The sequence below is a fragment of the Pseudomonas sp. S3_B08 genome (assembly GCF_054667725.1).
The window spans coordinates 135,211-151,798 of sequence record NZ_CP162750.1; the positions used below are offsets into that span (position 1 = coordinate 135,211).

Here is a 16,588-nt window from a genome sequence, read left to right on the forward strand (position 1 = left end):
GCATGACCATCAAACAGGAACCGATGCACGCAGGTGAATTTCTGCTGTCCGAGGGCGCCGGCACGATCTCGCGCGAAGCGATCAATGTCGCGGCGGGTCCAGCATTGTGGCCGGGCCAAATTCTTGGGCTGGTGACTGCCAGCGGCGAATTCGCACCGTACAACCCAACGGCAGAGGACGGCACAGAAAACGCTGTCGCCATTCTTTACGGCCCGCTCGGTGAATCCGACGTAGTGCGTCGCGGTCGCGCCGTGGTGCGGCTGGCCGAGGTCAGCGAAGCGCACTTGACCGGCCTCGATCTGGCCGCTGAGAAAGCCTTAGCTGCACATTCGCTGATCGTCCGCTAAAGCATTTCCCTCTTTATTTTGCATCCCGCCGCGTGCGGGATTTTTCGTTTCTGGAGAGTACCCATGGCCGATATCGCCATTTTTGACGACGAAGCGTTTACCGTTACTTCGCTCACCGCTGCACTCAATGATCAACCGTACCTGCCAGGGCGCATCAGCGCTCTGGGCCTGTTCCGCGAGGAAGGCATTACCACACTGACCGTGCAGATTGAGAAGGACGGCGACACCCTTGCACTGGTGCCCGCTGGTGAACGTGGTGGTTCTGGCCTGGTGGTTGCTGCCAGCAAGCGCAACCTGATCCCGTTCAACACTGTGCACCTGCCTGAGCGCTTCATGATCAAGGCTGACGAGATCCAAGGCATCCGTGCCTTCGGCACTCGCACTGAACTGCAGGCAGTGCAGGACGTGGTCAATGCGCGGCTGGCAAAGGCGCGGCGCCAGTTGGACGCCACGCACGAATTCCAGCGTATGGGCGCACTGAATGGCCAGATCCTCGACGCCGATGGCAAAACCGTACTGCTGGATCTCTATGACCGCTTCGGTGTGGATCGCCAAAAGTTGTCCATGGGACTGGCGGATGCGGGCACGGAGTTGCGGGTCAAGTGCGGTGAAGCGCTGGACATGCAGGAAGACGCGCTCGGCAGCGTGACCAGCACCGGTTCTCGCGCCTTCTGCGGCAAGAACTTCTGGAACAAGCTGATCGTTCACAAGTCGGTCAAAGAGACCTACCTCAACAGTCAGCAGGCAGCGGCTCTGCGCGGTGATGCTCGTGAAAGCTTCGAGTTCGGCGGCATCATCTGGGAGCGCTATCGTGGCAAGGTGGCCGGCGTGTCGTTCGTGCATGACGACAAGGCGCTTCTGATCCCTGAAGGTGTGCCGGATCTGTACATCTCGGTGTTCGCGCCGGCTGACTACATGGAAACGGTCAACACCCAAGGCATTCCGTACTACAGCATGATCGAGCCGCTGCCCTTCAACAAAGGCATGGCCGGTGAAGCCCAGTCCAACCCACTGCACCTGTGCACTCGACCGCGTGCCCAGATCCTGCTTGAGCTCTGACCGTGGGTTTTCGCGATCTGATCGCCGAGGTCGACGCAGTGGTGTTCGAAACGCTGGGCGATACCGCGCGGATCGAGGGGCGCGACGAGCCAGTGTTCGGCATGTTCGCTGCACCCTGGCTGCAACCCAAGTTCGGCAAGCTCAACACCGGGTTGCGCGAGCCGCGCTTCGAGATCCGAGTAAGCGATTCGCAAGGTCTGGAGCAGGGCATGCTGGTCAGCGTTGACTTACCTGCCTTGGATGGCGGCGGCGACTACGACCTGATTCAGCTCGAGCCAAGCGGCGATGGCCTGGTCGCCTTGATTCTGAGGTTGCGCCCATGAGTGTCGGCAGCTATTTCAAACCCTCGGCCGGGGGCGGGATGATATCTATCCAGTCTTCGGCTGCAGACTTTCAGGCGTTCCAGGACTTTGCCAAGGCGGTACCGAAAGCGGCTGCTGCGGCGCAACGGCGCGCGATCAACAAGACGTTGGGTTGGTTGCGCACGCACATCGCCCGAGCGGTCAGTCGGTCGGAGCGCATCGCTGTTGCGGCGGTGCGTCAGCGGTTGCGCAGTTACCCGGTTTCCGGCGGTGCCGCGAGCGGCAAACTGTGGTTCGGTTTGAACGCCATCGAGTCCAGCCGGATCGGTCGGGCGCGGCAGACCGGGAGCGGTGTGTCAGTGGCGGGGCGGCGCTACCAAGGGGCTTTCCTCAAGAAGGTCTACGGCAACAAGCCCGACATCTGGATCCGCACGGCCAGCAAGCATTTCAACGCGGACGACTACCCCGATAGCACGGTGTCCCCTAGTCGCGGGCCGAGTTCGGGTTGGGTTGCCGAAAACGGCAGTCGTTTCCCACTGGCCAAGGCCAAAGTGTCGCTGGAACAAGCCCGACCGCACTTCGAAAGCTGGGTAAAAAAGCGGACGAGCGCCTGCTGGAGATCCTCAAGCAGGAGCTCAACTTTGAGCTGCAAAAATACCTCAAGAGGATCGGCAATGTCTGAGGAACCTTTCAGCCTTGATCAGCTTTATCGGGCGGTAGAACAGCATCTGCGTACCCACTTGCCTGGCGTGCAGGCCGTCACAGTCTGGCCAGACATTAAGGATCGCGTATCGCTGCCAGCGGTGTTTTTGGAGGTGTCCGAGATCGAGCCGGGCACCGATATCGGTACCGGCGAAACCTCGCTCGTGTGCAAGTTCGAGGCTCGGATCATTGTTGACCCGATCAAGCCGCACCATCATCAACAGGCCGTGCAATTGGCGACCCAGTTGGCGGTGCTGCTGCGTGCACAGACGTGGGGGTTGGCAGTTGAACCCGCCGAGTTTGTGCAATCGCTGCAGGACTGGACCCAGCCGCATCTGGATGGTTACACCGTGTGGCTGGTGGAGTGGACTCAGCAGGTATATCTCGGCGTTGAGGAATGGCCGTGGTTTGACGAACCGCCGGGGTCGTTGGTGTTGGACGTTGATCCGGGTGATGGGCCATTCAAGCCCGAGGATCTGCCGTGAGTTACGCAAGCGCCCAGCATGACCGCATGATCGCGGGGGCGGTAAAGGCTTGCTACGTGGTTGCGGTGGATCTGTCCGCTTCGCCGCCGGTATGTCGCGTGTCGGATGGCAGTGAATGGGTCAGTGCGTGGGTGCGGTGGCACAGCATCGCGGCGGGCAAGGCCAGGCACTGGCGCGCGCCGTCTTTGGGTGAGCAGGGCAGTTTGATCAGTCCCAGCGGTGATGTGTCGCAAGGGACGTTTGTCCCGGGCCTGTATGGCAATGCTGGACCGCCGCCAGACAACCGCGACCATGTCGAGGTCTGGCGCTTCGATGATGGCGGCTCGCTGATCTACGACTGGCAGGCCAAGAGCTACAGCATCACCCTGCCCAGCGGCACAGTCACCATCAAGGTGGCCAGCACGGAAGCGGTCGTAACTGATAGCGCGGTGAGCGTGACCACCGGCAACATCAACCTGAAAGCGGCGGTGATGATCGAAGGTGCGCTGCACGTCACCAAGGGCATCACCAGCGCCGGCGCGATCATTGATGCCACCGGAAACAGCAATCACCACACGCATTAATTTCAACTCACCACAGCCCGCCAAGTGCGGGCTTTTTCATGCCTGGAGAACCACATGGCCAAGATCGATACGACCTCAACCGATGCGCAAACATCCCCGGAACCGGCACTGTCGCCCTCAACTTACTCATCGTCTGAGTTCTTGAAATTCCGCGACAAGCTCTACACGTCGCGACTGTTGATCGTGCCGGGCACAGACCGTTCCTATCCGGTCGACAAGGCGACGGTTTTGGTGCCGGCCTCCGACATCGATGCGGTCAAGTTCCTGAAAGCCAGCGAAGAATACGAGCCGTTCAAGGAGTGACATCGATGATCGGAATGGATCGCCAGACCGGCCTACCCATATCCGGCATCGAGCATCTGCGGCAATCCATTGCCGACATCTTGAGCACGCCGCTGGGCAGTCGCCGGCACCGTATGGAATACGGCAGCAAGCTACGGCGGTTTGTCGATTTACCCATCAACGAAGGCTGGAAAAGTGCCGTACAGGCTGAGGTTGCCCGCGCTTTGGGGCGCTGGGAACCACGTTTGAAGTTGGATCAGGTGCGGGTCATTTCCGTCATTGGCGGGCAAATCAATTTGCAAATCGTCGGGAAGTACCTGGGCGACAGCGTCACGTTGGAGGTGGCCGCATGAGTACCGTAGATCTGTCGTCGCTGCCATCGCCGACTGTGCTGGAGCCTTTGGACTTCGAAGAGGTTTATCAGGACGGGCTGAGCGTGTTTCGCGGGTACATGGGGGGCAACTGGACGGCCGCGCTGGAAAGCGATCCGGTGGTCAAAGTGCTTGAGGTCGGGGCCTACAATAAGGTCGGCAACCGCGCCCGAGTCAATGACGCAGGCAAGGCGCTGTTACTGGCGCATGCCATTCGCGGCGACCTCGATCACTTGGGGGCCAACGTCAATCTGAAGCGCCTGGTCATTCAGGCCGAGGATCTGCTGGCGGTGCCGGCAGTGCCCAAGGTCATGGAAGACGACGACCCGTTTCGCGAGCGCATCCAGCTGGCCTATGAGGGCTTGACCACAGCCGGCCCGCGTAACAGCTACATCCTGCATGCGCGGAACGCCTCAGGGCTTGTGGCAGATGCCACGGCCGAAAGTCCGAAGCCTTGTTATGTAACGGTCACGGTGCTGGGTCTGGACGGCGAAGGCGAGGCGCCGCCGGAGCTGCTGGATATCGTGGCCGCCGCGCTGAATGATGACGACGTGCGGCCGGTGGGTGATCGGGTGACTGTGCAGAGCGCGCAGGTGATCCGTTACGAGATAGACGCCATCTTGCACATGGCCAGCGCTGGTCCGGAAGCGGATGCCAGTCTGGCCGAGGCGAAAAGCCGCTTGGCAGCCTGGATCAATCCACGCAAGCGGCTGGGTGTAGAAGTCGCACGCTCCGCTGTTGACGCCCAACTGCACGTTGCCGGCGTTGCCCGGGTTGAGTTGGTCGGGTGGCAGGATCTAGCCCCGACCAAGGCGCAAGCGGCGTTTTGTACGCGCTACAACGTGAGGCTGGCGGGCTGATATGAAAAGTCTACTGCCGCTCAATAGCACGCAACTGGAACGGGCCATGGAGGCCGCGTTTTTCGAGAAGACGATTGTCCCTCTGCGCGACCTCTACAACGCTGATACCTGCCCGGTGCATTTGTTGCCGCACCTGGCATGGGCATGGTCGGTGGATCGCTGGGATTACCGGTGGACTGAGGCGACCAAGCGCGCGGCCATCAAGGCGTCGTACTACATCCACAAACACAAGGGCACCATCGGCGCTCTGCGCCGTGTGGTCGAGCCGCTGGGCTATCTGATTGAGATTGTCGAGTGGTTCCAGACGGTGCCGGAGGGCGTGCCGGGTACCTTTGCGCTGAAGGTCGGGGTGCTGGATACCGGCATCACCGAAGAAATGTATCAGGAGCTTGATCGCCTGATTGACGACGCCAAGCCTGTCACCCGGCACCTGACCGGGCTGGCGATCAGCCTGGAAGCTCAAGGCAATTTGAATATCGCGGTGGCCCTCTACGAAGGCGACGAAATCGACGTGTACCCGCCCGTCATGCGTGACATTGAGGTCACTGGCCGCTTTGGCGTAGTCGGTCGCGAACACACCATAGACACCCTGGACGTTTATTATGATTGATGCGAATTCGCAGTTTTTCGCGATCCTTACCAATGTGGGGATGGCCAAGCAGGCGAACGCCGACGCGCTCGGCATTCCCTGGCTAATCACGCAAATGGGCGTGGGTGATGCCAACCCGAACGGGCTGGCCGATCCTCCCAATCCGGTGCCGTCGGCCAGTCAAACCAAGCTGCTCAACGAGTGGCGCCGCAAGCCGCTCAACCAATTGAAGATTGACCCGGTCAACCCGGCGGTGATCATCGCCGAGCAGATCATCCCGGCCGACGAGGGCGGAAAGTGGATCCGCGAAGTCGGCCTCTACGATGCGGACGGCGATCTGGTGGCGGTGGCCAACTGCGCGCCAAGCTTCAAGCCGCTGCTGTCGCAAGGCTCGGGCCGCACGCAAATCGTGCGGATGAACTTCATTGTCACCAGCACCGGCAACATTCAGCTCAAGATTGACCCGGCGATTGTGCTGGCCTCGCGGGCCTACGTCGACGCGGCCATTCTGGAAGTGCTGCCGAAGAACAAGGCGGCCGGCCAATACACCCGCGTCAAGGTCAACGATCGCGGGGTTTTCGTCTCTGGTGATAACCCGGAAACGCTGGCTGGGATGGGCATTAAGGACACCTACACCAAAACCGAAATCGAGGCGATGATTGCGCAGGCCTCGGCTTTGCCGGTCGGCGCGACAGTGGCGTTTCCGCTGGACAAGGTGGCGCCGGGTTTTCTGGAGCTTGATGGCAGCGTTAAGAGCATTGCCCTCTATCCCGATCTGGCGTCATTCCTTGGCACGGCCTTCAACAAGGGCGACGAGGGTGCCGGCAATTTCCGCTTGCCGGAATCGCGCGGCGAATTCCTGCGCGGTTGGGATCATGGGCGTGGTGTGGACGCGGGGCGTGCTATCGGAAGCTGGCAAAATGCGACTGCTGTTGCCGCTGATGCCGTAGCGGCTAATGGGCTGGCCAAGCAACTCACGACCACCGGTTACAAGCTAGGTGACTACGCGAATATGCGCGGATCGGTCGGGGGCGATCTACTGACCGAAGGGCCTTATCCTAACGTGGGCATCGTCGTGCAGGACAACGACCAGCCCGGCGTCGGCTTTACCATTGGCTCTAGCGTGTTCGCTAGTCAGGCGCTGTTAGGCGCGCGGCCGCGAAACATCGCTGTAGTGTGGTGTATCAAGGCTTGGAATGCTCCGATTAATCAGGGCCTTATCGATATCGCGGCGCTGGAGCAGCGGGTCAATAACAACGAATTCGGGCGCCTGCTGAATATTCAAAAGATTACAGCCAGCGGCACCTACATTCCGACGCCGGGGATGAAGAAGGTACGGATTCGTATTGTAGGGGGAGGGGGTGGATCTGGCGGCGCGTCGGCTACGACCTCTACCCAGACTTCTGCCTCTGGTGGCGGTGGAGGGGGAAGTTATGCGGAAGCGCTGCTAACGGCGTCAGACATCGGTGCGAGCCAGCCGGTGATCATTGGCGCGGCTGGTACTGCGGGCACTGCTTCGGGAACCAACGGAACTAGCGGCGGCACAGGTGGGGCGACTTCGGTCGGGGCCTTACTGTCTGCGCCGGGTGGTCTGGGGTCAAGCTTTGGCGGCCCGATCGGAGGGACAGCCTTTGCATTGATGTCAAACGGTTATCCGGGGGCGCCTGCCTCTGGAGGAAATATTGTCAACATGGCAGGCGCTCCGGGTTCGCCCGCTATTTCCGTGAATTATTCGACGCTGGCCGGGCACGGTGGTAGCGGCCCGCTGGGTTCGGGGGGATATGGAGCTGGCACTAGCGGGCCGCTTTCGCCCGGCTTGGGATATGGGGGCGGCGCAGGTGGCGTGGCAGTCGGCCCATCTTTACCAGCTCGCAATGGTGCGCCGGGAGCTGGTGGTGTAGCGATTTTTGAGGAGTATGCCTGATGAAAAAATACGCACTCCTTTACATGGGTAAGGCCGTTCAGTTGCTCGAAACAGACGGCGACATAAAAACGATGTTTCACCCGGATATGACTTGGATTGAATGCCCCAGCGAGGTTAAAGAAGGCTGGTTGTATGACGGCAAGCAATTTGCGCCGGAGGGCGTGCCGATCGTCTCGCTGGATGAACTCAGGGATGCTGTCGCGGCTGAGAGGTTCGCGCGCGAGGGCGTTGGCATTGTTGTCGAAGGCCTGCAAATCGAAACGACCCGAGATAGTCAGGCGCTGATTGCCAGCACTGGACTGTCGGCCGTCCTCGATCCTGAGTATCGCTGCAACTTCAAAACGGTCGGCGGTTTCGTCGAGATCGGATCGGAGCAGATCATCACGATCGCCAAGGCAGTTCGGGCGCATGTACAGGCCTGCTTTGACCGTGAGCTGACGCTGTTGCGCGAGATCGAGGCCGGCGAGTACCACGACGAAATGCTGTCGCAGGGCTGGCCGGATTCCTTGCCGCCTGATCCGGCAGAGCTGCAATAGACGCCCCGCACTGACGGGGCGTTTTCTTTTCCGTTACGCGTAACACGAACACCCATCACAGCCTCGCTTATGCGGGGCTTTTTCGTTTCTGGAGATTGACCCTTATGAGTTTTTTCCACGGCGTGACGACCACGTCGGTCGACACTGGCGCGCGCACCATTTCGCTGCCGTCGTCATCGATCATCGGTCTGTGCGATACCTTCACACCTGGCGTTCTGGGCGGTGGTACGGCCAAGGCGGGCGAGTTGAAGTTGATCACCACTGAGCGCGAAGCCATCGCCGCTTTCGGCCCTGACTCGGCGATCACCAAGGCCTGTCAGGCCATCTACGTCAAGGCCAAGGCGGTGATCGTCGCCATCGGCGTGGCCAAGCTGGAAGACCCCGCGCTGCAGACCTCGGCGATCATCGGCGGCGTTCTGGCCTCGGGTCAGCGCACCGGGTTGCAGGCTCTGCTCGACGGTAAAAGCCTGTTCAACGCGCAGCCGCGATTGCTGATCGCGCCGGGTCACACCGCGACTCAGGCGGTGGCCACGGCGCTCGATAGCTTGGCGCAGAAACTGCGAGCCATCGGCATCATCGACGGCCCGGGCACGACCGATGAGGCCGCCATGGCCTACGCCGATAACTTCGGCAGTCGCAACCTGTTCATGGTCGACCCGGGCGTCAAGTATTGGGACACCGTCACCAGTTCGACGGTCGATGCGCCCGGCTCGGCATGGGCAGCAGGTCTGTTTGCGTGGACGGATGCTGAATACGGTTTCTGGGCTTCGCCATCGAACAAGGAATTGACCGGCATCACCGGCACCGGCCGCGCGGTCGAGTACCTGGACGGCGACGAGACCTGCCGAGCCAACCTGCTCAACAACGCCAATATCACTACGATCATTCGCGACGACGGTTATCGCCTGTGGGGTAACCGCACGCTGTCGAGCGATCCGAAGTGGGCATTCGTTACCCGCGTTCGCACGCTGTTCATCCTCATGGACGCGGTGCAGGCCGGGCACAAGTGGGCGGTCGACCGCTCAATCACCAAGACTTACGTGACCGATGTCACCAACGGTCTCAACGCTTTCATGGCCGACCTGAAAGCTCAGGGCGCGATCATCAACTTTGAAGTGTTCCCCGACACCGAGCTGAACACGGCCAGCCAAATTGCCCAGGGCAAGGTGTACTGGCGCATCCGTTTCACCGACGTGCCGCCGGCAGAAAACCCGAATTTCCTTTTCGAAGTCACCGATCAGTGGATGACCGAAGTGCTTGAAGCAGCCTAAGGGGGCGTAACCAATGATTCCTCAAACTTTGTACAACACCAACCTGTTCGTCGACGGCGTGAACTTCTCCGGCGACGTGCCCAGCCTGACGCTGCCCAAGCTGACCTCCAAGACCGACGAATATCGTGGGGGCGGCATGGCCGGCCCCATCGAGATGGATCAGGGGCTTGAGAAAATGGAAGCCTCGTTTGTCACCAAGGGCGTGCGCCGCGAGTCGCTCAAATACTTCGGCCTGGCTGACGGCACCCCGTTCAACGCCACGTTCCGTGGTGCCTTCAAGGGCCAGAAGGGTGCGGTAACGGCAGTCGTTGCCACCCTGCGCGGTCGGCTCAAAGAGGTCGATCTGGGTGACTGGAAAGCCGGTGATGCGGCCGAGATCAAACACGCCGTTGCGGTCACGTACTACAAGCTCGAAATCGACGGGCGCCTGATGTACGAGATCGACATGGTCGCCGGCATTCAGGTGATCGACGGCAAAGACCAACTCCTCGAAGTGCGCCAAGCGCTCGGCCTGTAAGGAATAGATCCAGATGACTCAAGCAATCGCTCAAAACCTGCCGGCCTGGCTGTCGCTCAGCGCGCACGGCGCGGTCGTGACGCTGACCCGCCCAACCAAAGCCAACAGCATCGACGTCGAGACGTTGAACCTGCGCAATCCGACCGTGCGTGAAGTGCGCGCGGCTGATCGTGCTGCCAACGGCGATGATGAACAGCGCGAACTGATGCTGTTCGCCGGTCTCGCCGAAGTCGGGCTGAAGGATCTGGAAGGCCTCAAGCTGACGGATTATCGCCGCGTGCAAACGGCGTATTCGCACCTGGTACCGAAAACCGATTATTCGGACTCGATGCCGGCATGGCTGTCGCTGACGACCGACCAGGTGCTGGTGACGCTGTCGTGCCCGAGCGAAATCAACGGCGTGACCGTCGATAAGCTGGCCTTGCGTTCACCGACCGTGGGCGACGTGCGAGCCGCCAACCGTGAAGTGGGTGGTGACGATGAGCAGCGCGAACTGGTGTTGTTTGCTGCGTTGTCCGGTGCGCCGGTAGCGGATCTGGAGGGGCTGAAGCTGGTGGATTTTAACCGCTTGCAGGCCGGCTATTTTCGCATGGACAACGACGACGGGCTTTAACCCCAGCGTGATCAAGGCGGCGGCGAAGCGCCTGGCGGCGGAAACAGGATTTTCCGCCGCTGAGATCCAGTCGATGCCGTTCGCGGACATGGTGTGGTGGCTCACGGATTGAGCCGCCACCGGTAGTGCTGGGCACATGAGGGCCATGACATGGCAAACAAACTCGCCCTCGGGCTGGTGATCGGCGGCGCCGTCAGTTCCACAGTCGGCGCTGCGTTCAAGGACGTGACCGGGCGCATCAAGCGCCTCGAGGCAGAAGGCAATAAAGCGCGCGTGCTGCAGCGCACGATTGGCGACACCATCCGCCTGCGCGAAGAATGGAAAAAGGCTCACGACACTGGCGCTGCCGGCGCCTCCAAATTACTCAACCGCTTGAACTCGAACCTCGACAGCTTGAAAAAGCAGGGGATTGAGGTCGGCCGGTTGGAAAAAGCCTATCGCTCGATGGGGCAGACAGCCAACAAAGCCGAGCTGAAAGCCAAGGGGCATCAGCAGATCGATTCTGGCGTAAAGGGCATGAAGGGCGCCGTCGGTGCAGCGGTGGTTGGTGTCGGTGCCATGGCGGTACCGACCAAGGTCAGCGCTGATTTTGGCGCCATTGTGCGAGACATTGCGATCAAGGCTGGCATTGCCAACAAGCCGCAAGAGCAGGAGATGTCGCGCAAGATCATCGACACTTCACGCGACACCGGCATGGCGCGCAATGATGTGGCCGACGTGGTCAATCAATTGGTCGGCGCCGGTATGGATCTGAGCAAGGCGCTGGAGTACGCGCCTGTCGCGGCCAAGTTTGTCGTGGGGCAGGGATCCAGCGGTGTCGACACGGCGAAGATGATCAACGCCCTGGGGCAGAACGCCAAGATCACCGACCCCAAGCAGATGCAGCAGGCGCTGGAGGCGATCGCCTACCAAGGGCAGGCGGGCAGCTTTGAAGCGGCCGACATGGCCAAGTGGTTTCCGGAGCTGTTGGCCAACATGGCCAGCAACGGCATCACCGGCCTGGATGCGGTGACGCAACTGGGCGCCATGTTGCAGGTGCAGATGAAGCAGGCCGGCAGTTCGGATGAAGCGGCCAACAACCTGAAAAACTGGATGGGCAAAATCGGTTCGACCGATACGGTCAAGGCCTACGAAAAAGCCGGGATTGATTACAAGGGATCGATGCAGACCGGTTTGCAAAACGGTATGTCGACGCTTGAGACCAGCATGGCGCTGGCTCAGAAATACATTCAGGCGACCGATCCAAAGCGCGCGGCGGCCATGGCTGAAGCGACGTCGAAAATCAGCAAGGAAGCCAATCCCGAAAAGGCCAAGGCCATGATGGCCTCGCTGGAAGAATCCTTGCGCACCGGCGACCTGTTCGCTGACATGCAGGTCAAGGCAGCGCTGTCGGCCTACATGCAGAACAAGGCGCTGTACAGCCAGCTTAAAAACGATTCGCGTGACGCGATCGGGATCCTCGACAAGAACCTCGCCGAACGGCGCGAGTCGTCATCGCAGAAATGGGCGGAAATGGCTCAGTCGATGGATGACGCCATGCGCAGCATCGGGGATGCGCTGCGCCCGGTGACGGACACCGTGGCCGAGTCATTGACCAAGGTTACTAAAGGCATTACGTCACTGACGGACAGCGCGCCCGGGGTAGTTGCCGGTATCGCCACGGTCGGGGCGGCGCTGATCGCCTTAAAAGGTATCTTCAGCACGATCAAGATCAGCAAGGGGCTGCTAAACCTTGCGCGTGGGTCGCGCGGTGGCAAGAGTGGGAGCGAAGCCCCAAATAAAAACCCCGGAGAACTTGGTCTGGTAGCGACTGGCCTGGATGTTGTTTCACGGGTGAAGGAAGCGGCAACAGGCGGTGGCCTTGGTACTGAAAGTGGTGCAGGTAACGACGGCGTCAAAAAGGTTTTCGTCGTCAATGCCGGCGCTATAGGTGGCGGTGTGGATGCGTCGGGCGAATCGCGCCGACGTGGACGTGGGTCAAGGCGCAGCGCTCGGCGCCGATCGTTGCCGAGTTCGAGAGGTCCTCGCCCGTCTGTGCCTCGTCCACCTGTTCCGGCTCCGCGTCCCCCGGTTTCGATCCCATCGCCATCAGTCCCTTCCGTTCAAAGTGGGGCATTGTCCAAGCTCGGCGTCGTCGCAGAAACCGTCGGTAAGGTCGGCAAGGCGGCCAAGGTCATTCCTGGCGGCACGCTGCTGGAGTCTGGCGCGATGGCTTTTGAAACCTTTCAAAACGCCAAGACCAAGGACGAAAAAGCCGAAGGTTACGGTTCGGCCGCTGGCAACCTGGCTGGCACCATGGCCGGTGCAGCAGCAGGCGCCGCCATCGGTTCGGTTGTGCCGATCATCGGCACCGCTATCGGCGGGATGATCGGTGCTTACCTGGGCAGTCAGGGCGGCGCAGCACTGGGCGGATCCTTGGGTAAATCGCTGTTCGGTGGTGAGGATGAAAAGCCCGAGCAAACGGCAAAGGCGCCGGTGCCGAGCACGCCGCTCATGATGGCGTCAGCGGGCCAGCAAGGACCGGCGCTGGGGGATGTCGCACGCTCGATGGCGGTGACAGCGCCGCTCAAGTCAGCGGCGCTGGCTATCCAGCCCAAGGAGGCGGAGAAGCCAGTTCCGGCCAAGGTGGATCAGCAGTTTCAGTACTCGCTGAGCATTCCGGTCACGGTGCAAGGTGATGTCAAAGACCCGCAAAAATTGGCGCAGGATCTGCTGCCGCACATGCAGCGAATGATGGAAGGCGCTGCGAAGCAGAATGCCGCCAAGCTGTACGACGAACCCCATGTGTAAGGAGGCCTCATGGCTTACATGGAGCAAATGCAATCGAGCCTGAAGTATTTGGTCGAGGCAGCGGAAACCGGGCGGCGCAGTGCTGACGGCATGCTGACCCCGGTCAACGGCGCGATCCGCGAACTGACCGGCGCCGCGTCCGAGCTGGAGAACATCCCGTTTGTCGGGCCTGCCATCGGCGCCAAACTTCAGCGGGTGATGCGCGGCGTCGACGCCGCTCAGGCCAAGGTCGGTCAGGTGGTAGCGGTGTACGGCCGCGCCACCCGCGCGGCGGCTGAAGTGCAGGATCGGCTGGGTACGTTGAAGGAACAGGCGGGCAAGGCGGCCACTGCGATCAACAACGTCGCCGGCAAGGTCAGTCCGTCGCTGGCCAACATCGTGCCCACCAGTTCCTTTGCCGTGGAGGCCACGCCGGCGCCGGAGGCGGTGAAGCCGTTCCCGCATCTGATGATCATTCAGCCGCGCGACCCGAAGATTGAGCCGTATTACTTCAACCTGGACACGGCAGCTTTCGACGAGCTGAGCCGTTCGACCGAATTTCGCTGGGCTTCCCAGGAGCGGCTGACGCGCCGGCCGGCAAAGCAGGCCATCGGTATGGGCGATGAAAAGTTGACGCTCAAGGGCACGATCTACCCAGGCTTCAAAGGCGGTTTAAAGCAACTCGACACCCTGCGCTCCATCGGAGCCAGGCTGCAGCCGCTGACGTTGACTACGGGCTATGGCGAGGTGATCGGGACGTGGTGCCTGAAAAACATCAACGAGGAACAATCCGCGCTGCTGCACGGCGGGATTGCTCGAAAACAGGGTTTCACTTTGGAGTTTGAGCGCTATGGCGACGACATGCAGGACGTCTGATGGCGACATGCTCGATGTCATTTGCAACAACGTTTATGGCCATCTGAATGGCAGCGTCGAGGCTGTACTCGATGCCAATCAGGGGCTGGCCGATGAGCCGCAGCCGTTTCGGTCTGGCGTGATTATCGTCCTGCCGGATCTGCCGAGTCCGACCAGTGAGGGCGTCAGCTTGTGGGATTGACCCGGGGCGATCTCTTCGCCGGCGCCGCTCCGCGTTACGCGTAACGACATATTTTTTGGCCCGCCCTGTGCGGGTTTTTTATTGGGGAAAATTCATGACTCCGATGTTTCGCATTGTCGCCGATGGCGCCGATGTCACGGCCAAGATCAATGATCGCCTGTTGTTGCTGCGTACCTCTGACAAGCCAGGCATGGAGTCCGACGAGTTTGAGTTGCGTATCGACGACCGTGATGGGCAAGTGCAATTGCCACGGCGCGGCAGCTCAATCGAGATTTACCTGGGTTACGCCGAAACGACCTTGGCGCGCATGGGCAGCTACACCGTGGACACGGTCGAGGTATCAGGCCCGCCGGATACCATCGTGATCAAGGGTAAGGCCAGCGACATGCGTGGCAGCGGCAAGACCATCCGTAGCGGAAGCTGGGAAGACGTGCCGCTGTCGAAGATCGTGGCTGATGTGGCCGCGCGCAATGGCTGGACGCCGGTGTGTCCGGTGTCGACCAAGGTTGCCCGGGTCGACCAGCTCAACGAGTCCGATTTTAATTTCATCACCCGTCTGGCCAAGCAGTACGACTGCACGGCGAAGGTCGCCGACGGCAAGCTGTTGGTGATGCCGCGCCAGGGTGGGCAGACTGCCAGCGGCAAAGCATTTGGCGCTATCACGCTGACCCGCAGTGACCTTAGCCGCTGGCAATTCAGCCTCGGTGATCGCAACTCACACAAGGCTGTGGCGACCAAGCATCAGGACAAAAAGAACGGCAAGTTGACGGTGGTCACCATCGACAACGATGACGCTCCGGACGGATTGCCGGCAGTGCATACCGACCGTCATATCTACCCAGACAAGGGCGCTGCTGAAGCGGCGGCCAAGGCCCGATTGTCAGCGTTCAACCGCTCGACCGCCGATGTGCGGCTTGAGATGCCCGGCCGCACGGACATCTTCGCCGAGCGTCCCATCATCGCTCAGGGGTTCAAGCTCAGGCTTGATGGTGAATACCTGGCGGATTCGGTCGAGCAGGTGTTCACCCAGTCTGGCTGGTCGACCACGGTCGAATGCAATGCCGGCAAAGCCGGTAAATCCAAGGGCAAGAAAAAGAAAGGACCGAAACCACCACTCAAGGTGGTGAACATCGAGAAGCAGTAGCCGCATCTTGTCGCCGCCTGAGTGCGGTTTTTTTACGCCTGGAGTTTGTATGTCCATCACTGAACAACAGCTGCAAAGCATCATGCCCAACGCCCGCCGCCAAGCGGGCGTTTTTGTATCCGCTCTCAACGCAGCCATGGCCAATCGGCAGATCAACACCCCGAAACGCCAAGCCGCGTTCCTGGCGCAAGTCGGTCACGAGTCGGGTCAGCTGCACTACGTCCGAGAACTGGGCGGCGATCAGTACCTGAGCAAATACGACACCGGCAACCTGGCGGCAAAACTGGGCAACACGCCGGCAGCGGATGGTGATGGCCAGCGCTATCGCGGTCGCGGCCTGATCCAGGTCACTGGCCACGACAACTACCTGCGCTGCAGCTTGGCGCTGTTCGGTGACGAGCGATTGCTGCGCACGCCTGAACTGCTGGAGCTGCCGCAGTGGGCCGCCGAGTCCGCCGCATGGTTCTGGTTCGTGAATGGGCTGAACGCGCTGGCTGATCAAAATGAATTCAACACGATCACCCGCAGGATCAATGGCGGTCTCAACGGCCTGCAGGATCGGCTGGAGTTGTGGGGACGGGCGAGGGCGGTGCTATGCGTTTCGGCGAACTGATCCCGGCGCCGTACTGGCTACTGGCAAAAGGCGTGCTGTTGGTCGTCTTGGTCGGTGGTTCTGCGGCCATTACTTGGCAAGTCCAGGATTGGCGCTACGGCAAACAGCTCGCAGAGCAGGCCCGGCTCCACACCGAAACCCTCAACCAACTGAATCTGGCCTCGGCGGCACAGCAGCGTGCCGAACAGGACAAACGCCTTGCGCTCGAGCAGCGCCTGGCCACCAGCGAACAAACCCATTACCGAGCCTTGAGCGATGCCCAACGTGATCAAGGTCGCCTGCGCGACCGTCTTGCCACTGCTGATCTGCGCCTGTCAGTCCTACTCAACACCACCGGCGCCGGCAACGGACCGGTGTCAGTCGCCACCGCCACCGGCGGCGTGGTACATGGTCCCACAAGAGCCGAACTTGACCCAGCGCATGCTCAACGAATTATCGGCGTCACCGATGACGGCGACCGGGGGCTGATTGCCCTCGCGGCCTGTCAGGCATACGCCAAAGAAGTCTCAACACCGAAGTGAAAAAGAGCGGCCGGTCCGGATGCGTCAACATCCGGATCGACCGCCGTCCCTGCAGATTGTCCC

Annotated in this window: 20 protein-coding genes and 1 pseudogene; all 21 read left to right on the forward strand. The window is 60.9% G+C overall.

The window, feature by feature from the left end; translation table 11 throughout:
* Window positions 1-2 precede the first annotated feature (2 nt).
* The 21 genes and pseudogenes from AB4N73_RS00605 (at window position 3) to AB4N73_RS00705 (ending at window position 16,525) form a co-directional block, all read left to right on the forward strand.
* On the forward strand, window positions 3-347 hold the full coding sequence (locus AB4N73_RS00605; RefSeq protein WP_102902291.1) for a head decoration protein: 345 nt from the start codon (window positions 3-5) through the stop codon (window positions 345-347).
* A gap of 63 nt (window positions 348-410) precedes the next feature.
* Entirely contained in the window at window positions 411-1,406 is a 996-nt protein-coding gene (locus tag AB4N73_RS00610; RefSeq protein WP_460142799.1) for a major capsid protein, read from the forward strand.
* A 2-nt stretch (window positions 1,407-1,408) separates the two neighbouring features.
* Window positions 1,409-1,729 (forward strand): head-tail joining protein, encoded by a 321-nt coding sequence (locus AB4N73_RS00615; protein WP_116254767.1) that lies wholly within the window; start codon window positions 1,409-1,411, stop codon window positions 1,727-1,729.
* A pseudogene (locus AB4N73_RS00620) lies at window positions 1,726-2,390 on the forward strand (hypothetical protein). The gene AB4N73_RS00615 and the pseudogene AB4N73_RS00620 overlap by 4 nt, the downstream one beginning before the upstream one ends.
* Complete coding sequence (locus AB4N73_RS00625; RefSeq protein ID WP_460142800.1) at window positions 2,383-2,895, forward strand: hypothetical protein; 513 nt, start codon at window positions 2,383-2,385, stop codon at window positions 2,893-2,895. Before AB4N73_RS00620 ends, AB4N73_RS00625 begins: the two are co-directional and overlap by 8 nt.
* Complete coding sequence (locus AB4N73_RS00630) at window positions 2,892-3,458, forward strand: phage baseplate assembly protein V (RefSeq protein ID WP_460142801.1); 567 nt, start codon at window positions 2,892-2,894, stop codon at window positions 3,456-3,458. The genes AB4N73_RS00625 and AB4N73_RS00630 overlap by 4 nt, the downstream gene beginning before the upstream one ends.
* Before the next feature lie 54 nt (window positions 3,459-3,512).
* Window positions 3,513-3,761, forward strand: coding sequence for a hypothetical protein (locus tag AB4N73_RS00635; protein WP_460142802.1), 249 nt, complete (start codon window positions 3,513-3,515; stop codon window positions 3,759-3,761).
* Between the two features lie 5 nt (window positions 3,762-3,766).
* Window positions 3,767-4,093: a GPW/gp25 family protein gene (locus AB4N73_RS00640; RefSeq protein ID WP_083352359.1), complete on the forward strand. Its 327-nt coding sequence runs from the start codon at window positions 3,767-3,769 to the stop codon at window positions 4,091-4,093.
* Window positions 4,090-4,971: a baseplate assembly protein gene (locus tag AB4N73_RS00645; protein WP_460142803.1), complete on the forward strand. Its 882-nt coding sequence runs from the start codon at window positions 4,090-4,092 to the stop codon at window positions 4,969-4,971. Before AB4N73_RS00640 ends, AB4N73_RS00645 begins: the two co-directional genes overlap by 4 nt.
* Before the next feature lies 1 nt (window position 4,972).
* Window positions 4,973-5,581, forward strand: a complete 609-nt coding sequence (locus tag AB4N73_RS00650) for a phage tail protein I (RefSeq protein ID WP_460142804.1) — start codon at window positions 4,973-4,975, stop codon at window positions 5,579-5,581.
* Window positions 5,574-7,484, forward strand: coding sequence for a phage tail-collar fiber domain-containing protein (locus AB4N73_RS00655; RefSeq protein ID WP_460142805.1), 1,911 nt, complete (start codon window positions 5,574-5,576; stop codon window positions 7,482-7,484). Before AB4N73_RS00650 ends, AB4N73_RS00655 begins: the two co-directional genes overlap by 8 nt.
* Window positions 7,484-8,020, forward strand: coding sequence for a DUF4376 domain-containing protein (locus tag AB4N73_RS00660; RefSeq protein ID WP_460142806.1), 537 nt, complete (start codon window positions 7,484-7,486; stop codon window positions 8,018-8,020). Before AB4N73_RS00655 ends, AB4N73_RS00660 begins: the two co-directional genes overlap by 1 nt.
* A gap of 104 nt (window positions 8,021-8,124) precedes the next feature.
* Window positions 8,125-9,291, forward strand: a complete 1,167-nt coding sequence (locus tag AB4N73_RS00665; RefSeq protein ID WP_460142807.1) for a phage tail sheath subtilisin-like domain-containing protein — start codon at window positions 8,125-8,127, stop codon at window positions 9,289-9,291.
* Window positions 9,292-9,304: 13 nt separating this feature from the next.
* Window positions 9,305-9,808 (forward strand): phage major tail tube protein, encoded by a 504-nt coding sequence (locus tag AB4N73_RS00670; RefSeq protein WP_460142808.1) that lies wholly within the window; start codon window positions 9,305-9,307, stop codon window positions 9,806-9,808.
* Between the two features lie 13 nt (window positions 9,809-9,821).
* A complete protein-coding gene (locus AB4N73_RS00675) occupies window positions 9,822-10,421 on the forward strand; it encodes a phage tail assembly protein (protein ID WP_136494152.1) in 600 nt (199 codons plus the stop codon).
* A 150-nt stretch (window positions 10,422-10,571) separates the two neighbouring features.
* Entirely contained in the window at window positions 10,572-13,211 is a 2,640-nt protein-coding gene (locus tag AB4N73_RS00680; RefSeq protein WP_460142809.1) for a phage tail tape measure protein, read from the forward strand.
* A gap of 9 nt (window positions 13,212-13,220) precedes the next feature.
* A complete protein-coding gene (locus AB4N73_RS00685; protein ID WP_108225745.1) occupies window positions 13,221-14,066 on the forward strand; it encodes a phage tail protein in 846 nt (281 codons plus the stop codon).
* The gene (locus tag AB4N73_RS00690; RefSeq protein WP_064596196.1) at window positions 14,041-14,247 is read left to right on the forward strand and encodes a tail protein X; all 207 of its coding nucleotides are present in this window, start codon (window positions 14,041-14,043) and stop codon (window positions 14,245-14,247) included. Before AB4N73_RS00685 ends, AB4N73_RS00690 begins: the two co-directional genes overlap by 26 nt.
* 94 nt (window positions 14,248-14,341) lie before the next feature.
* The gene (locus tag AB4N73_RS00695) at window positions 14,342-15,391 is read left to right on the forward strand and encodes a phage late control D family protein (RefSeq protein ID WP_460142810.1); all 1,050 of its coding nucleotides are present in this window, start codon (window positions 14,342-14,344) and stop codon (window positions 15,389-15,391) included.
* A 49-nt stretch (window positions 15,392-15,440) separates the two neighbouring features.
* Window positions 15,441-16,004, forward strand: a complete 564-nt coding sequence (locus tag AB4N73_RS00700; RefSeq protein WP_423662446.1) for a glycoside hydrolase family 19 protein — start codon at window positions 15,441-15,443, stop codon at window positions 16,002-16,004.
* Window positions 15,986-16,525, forward strand: coding sequence for a lysis protein (locus AB4N73_RS00705; protein WP_460142811.1), 540 nt, complete (start codon window positions 15,986-15,988; stop codon window positions 16,523-16,525). Before AB4N73_RS00700 ends, AB4N73_RS00705 begins: the two co-directional genes overlap by 19 nt.
* Window positions 16,526-16,588: the final 63 nt, after the last annotated feature.

Bases quoted from the DNA above. Each gene is read 5' to 3' on its own strand.
- AB4N73_RS00610 (WP_460142799.1), top strand. From the start codon at position 411: ATGGCCGATATCGCCATTTTTGACGACGAAGCGTTTACCGTTACTTCG.
- AB4N73_RS00635 (WP_460142802.1), top strand. From the start codon at position 3,513: ATGGCCAAGATCGATACGACCTCAACCGATGCGCAAACATCCCCGGAA.
- AB4N73_RS00685 (WP_108225745.1), top strand. From the start codon at position 13,221: ATGGCTTACATGGAGCAAATGCAATCGAGCCTGAAGTATTTGGTCGAG.
- AB4N73_RS00605 (WP_102902291.1), top strand. From the start codon at position 3: ATGACCATCAAACAGGAACCGATGCACGCAGGTGAATTTCTGCTGTCC.
- AB4N73_RS00665 (WP_460142807.1), top strand. From the start codon at position 8,125: ATGAGTTTTTTCCACGGCGTGACGACCACGTCGGTCGACACTGGCGCG.
- AB4N73_RS00700 (WP_423662446.1), top strand. From the start codon at position 15,441: ATGTCCATCACTGAACAACAGCTGCAAAGCATCATGCCCAACGCCCGC.
- AB4N73_RS00650 (WP_460142804.1), top strand. From the start codon at position 4,973: ATGAAAAGTCTACTGCCGCTCAATAGCACGCAACTGGAACGGGCCATG.
- AB4N73_RS00690 (WP_064596196.1), top strand. From the start codon at position 14,041: ATGGCGACGACATGCAGGACGTCTGATGGCGACATGCTCGATGTCATT.
- AB4N73_RS00670 (WP_460142808.1), top strand. From the start codon at position 9,305: ATGATTCCTCAAACTTTGTACAACACCAACCTGTTCGTCGACGGCGTG.
- AB4N73_RS00680 (WP_460142809.1), top strand. From the start codon at position 10,572: ATGGCAAACAAACTCGCCCTCGGGCTGGTGATCGGCGGCGCCGTCAGT.
- AB4N73_RS00695 (WP_460142810.1), top strand. From the start codon at position 14,342: ATGACTCCGATGTTTCGCATTGTCGCCGATGGCGCCGATGTCACGGCC.
- AB4N73_RS00660 (WP_460142806.1), top strand. From the start codon at position 7,484: ATGAAAAAATACGCACTCCTTTACATGGGTAAGGCCGTTCAGTTGCTC.
- AB4N73_RS00675 (WP_136494152.1), top strand. From the start codon at position 9,822: ATGACTCAAGCAATCGCTCAAAACCTGCCGGCCTGGCTGTCGCTCAGC.
- AB4N73_RS00640 (WP_083352359.1), top strand. From the start codon at position 3,767: ATGATCGGAATGGATCGCCAGACCGGCCTACCCATATCCGGCATCGAG.
- AB4N73_RS00625 (WP_460142800.1), top strand. From the start codon at position 2,383: ATGTCTGAGGAACCTTTCAGCCTTGATCAGCTTTATCGGGCGGTAGAA.
- AB4N73_RS00655 (WP_460142805.1), top strand. From the start codon at position 5,574: ATGATTGATGCGAATTCGCAGTTTTTCGCGATCCTTACCAATGTGGGG.
- AB4N73_RS00645 (WP_460142803.1), top strand. From the start codon at position 4,090: ATGAGTACCGTAGATCTGTCGTCGCTGCCATCGCCGACTGTGCTGGAG.
- AB4N73_RS00705 (WP_460142811.1), top strand. From the start codon at position 15,986: ATGCGTTTCGGCGAACTGATCCCGGCGCCGTACTGGCTACTGGCAAAA.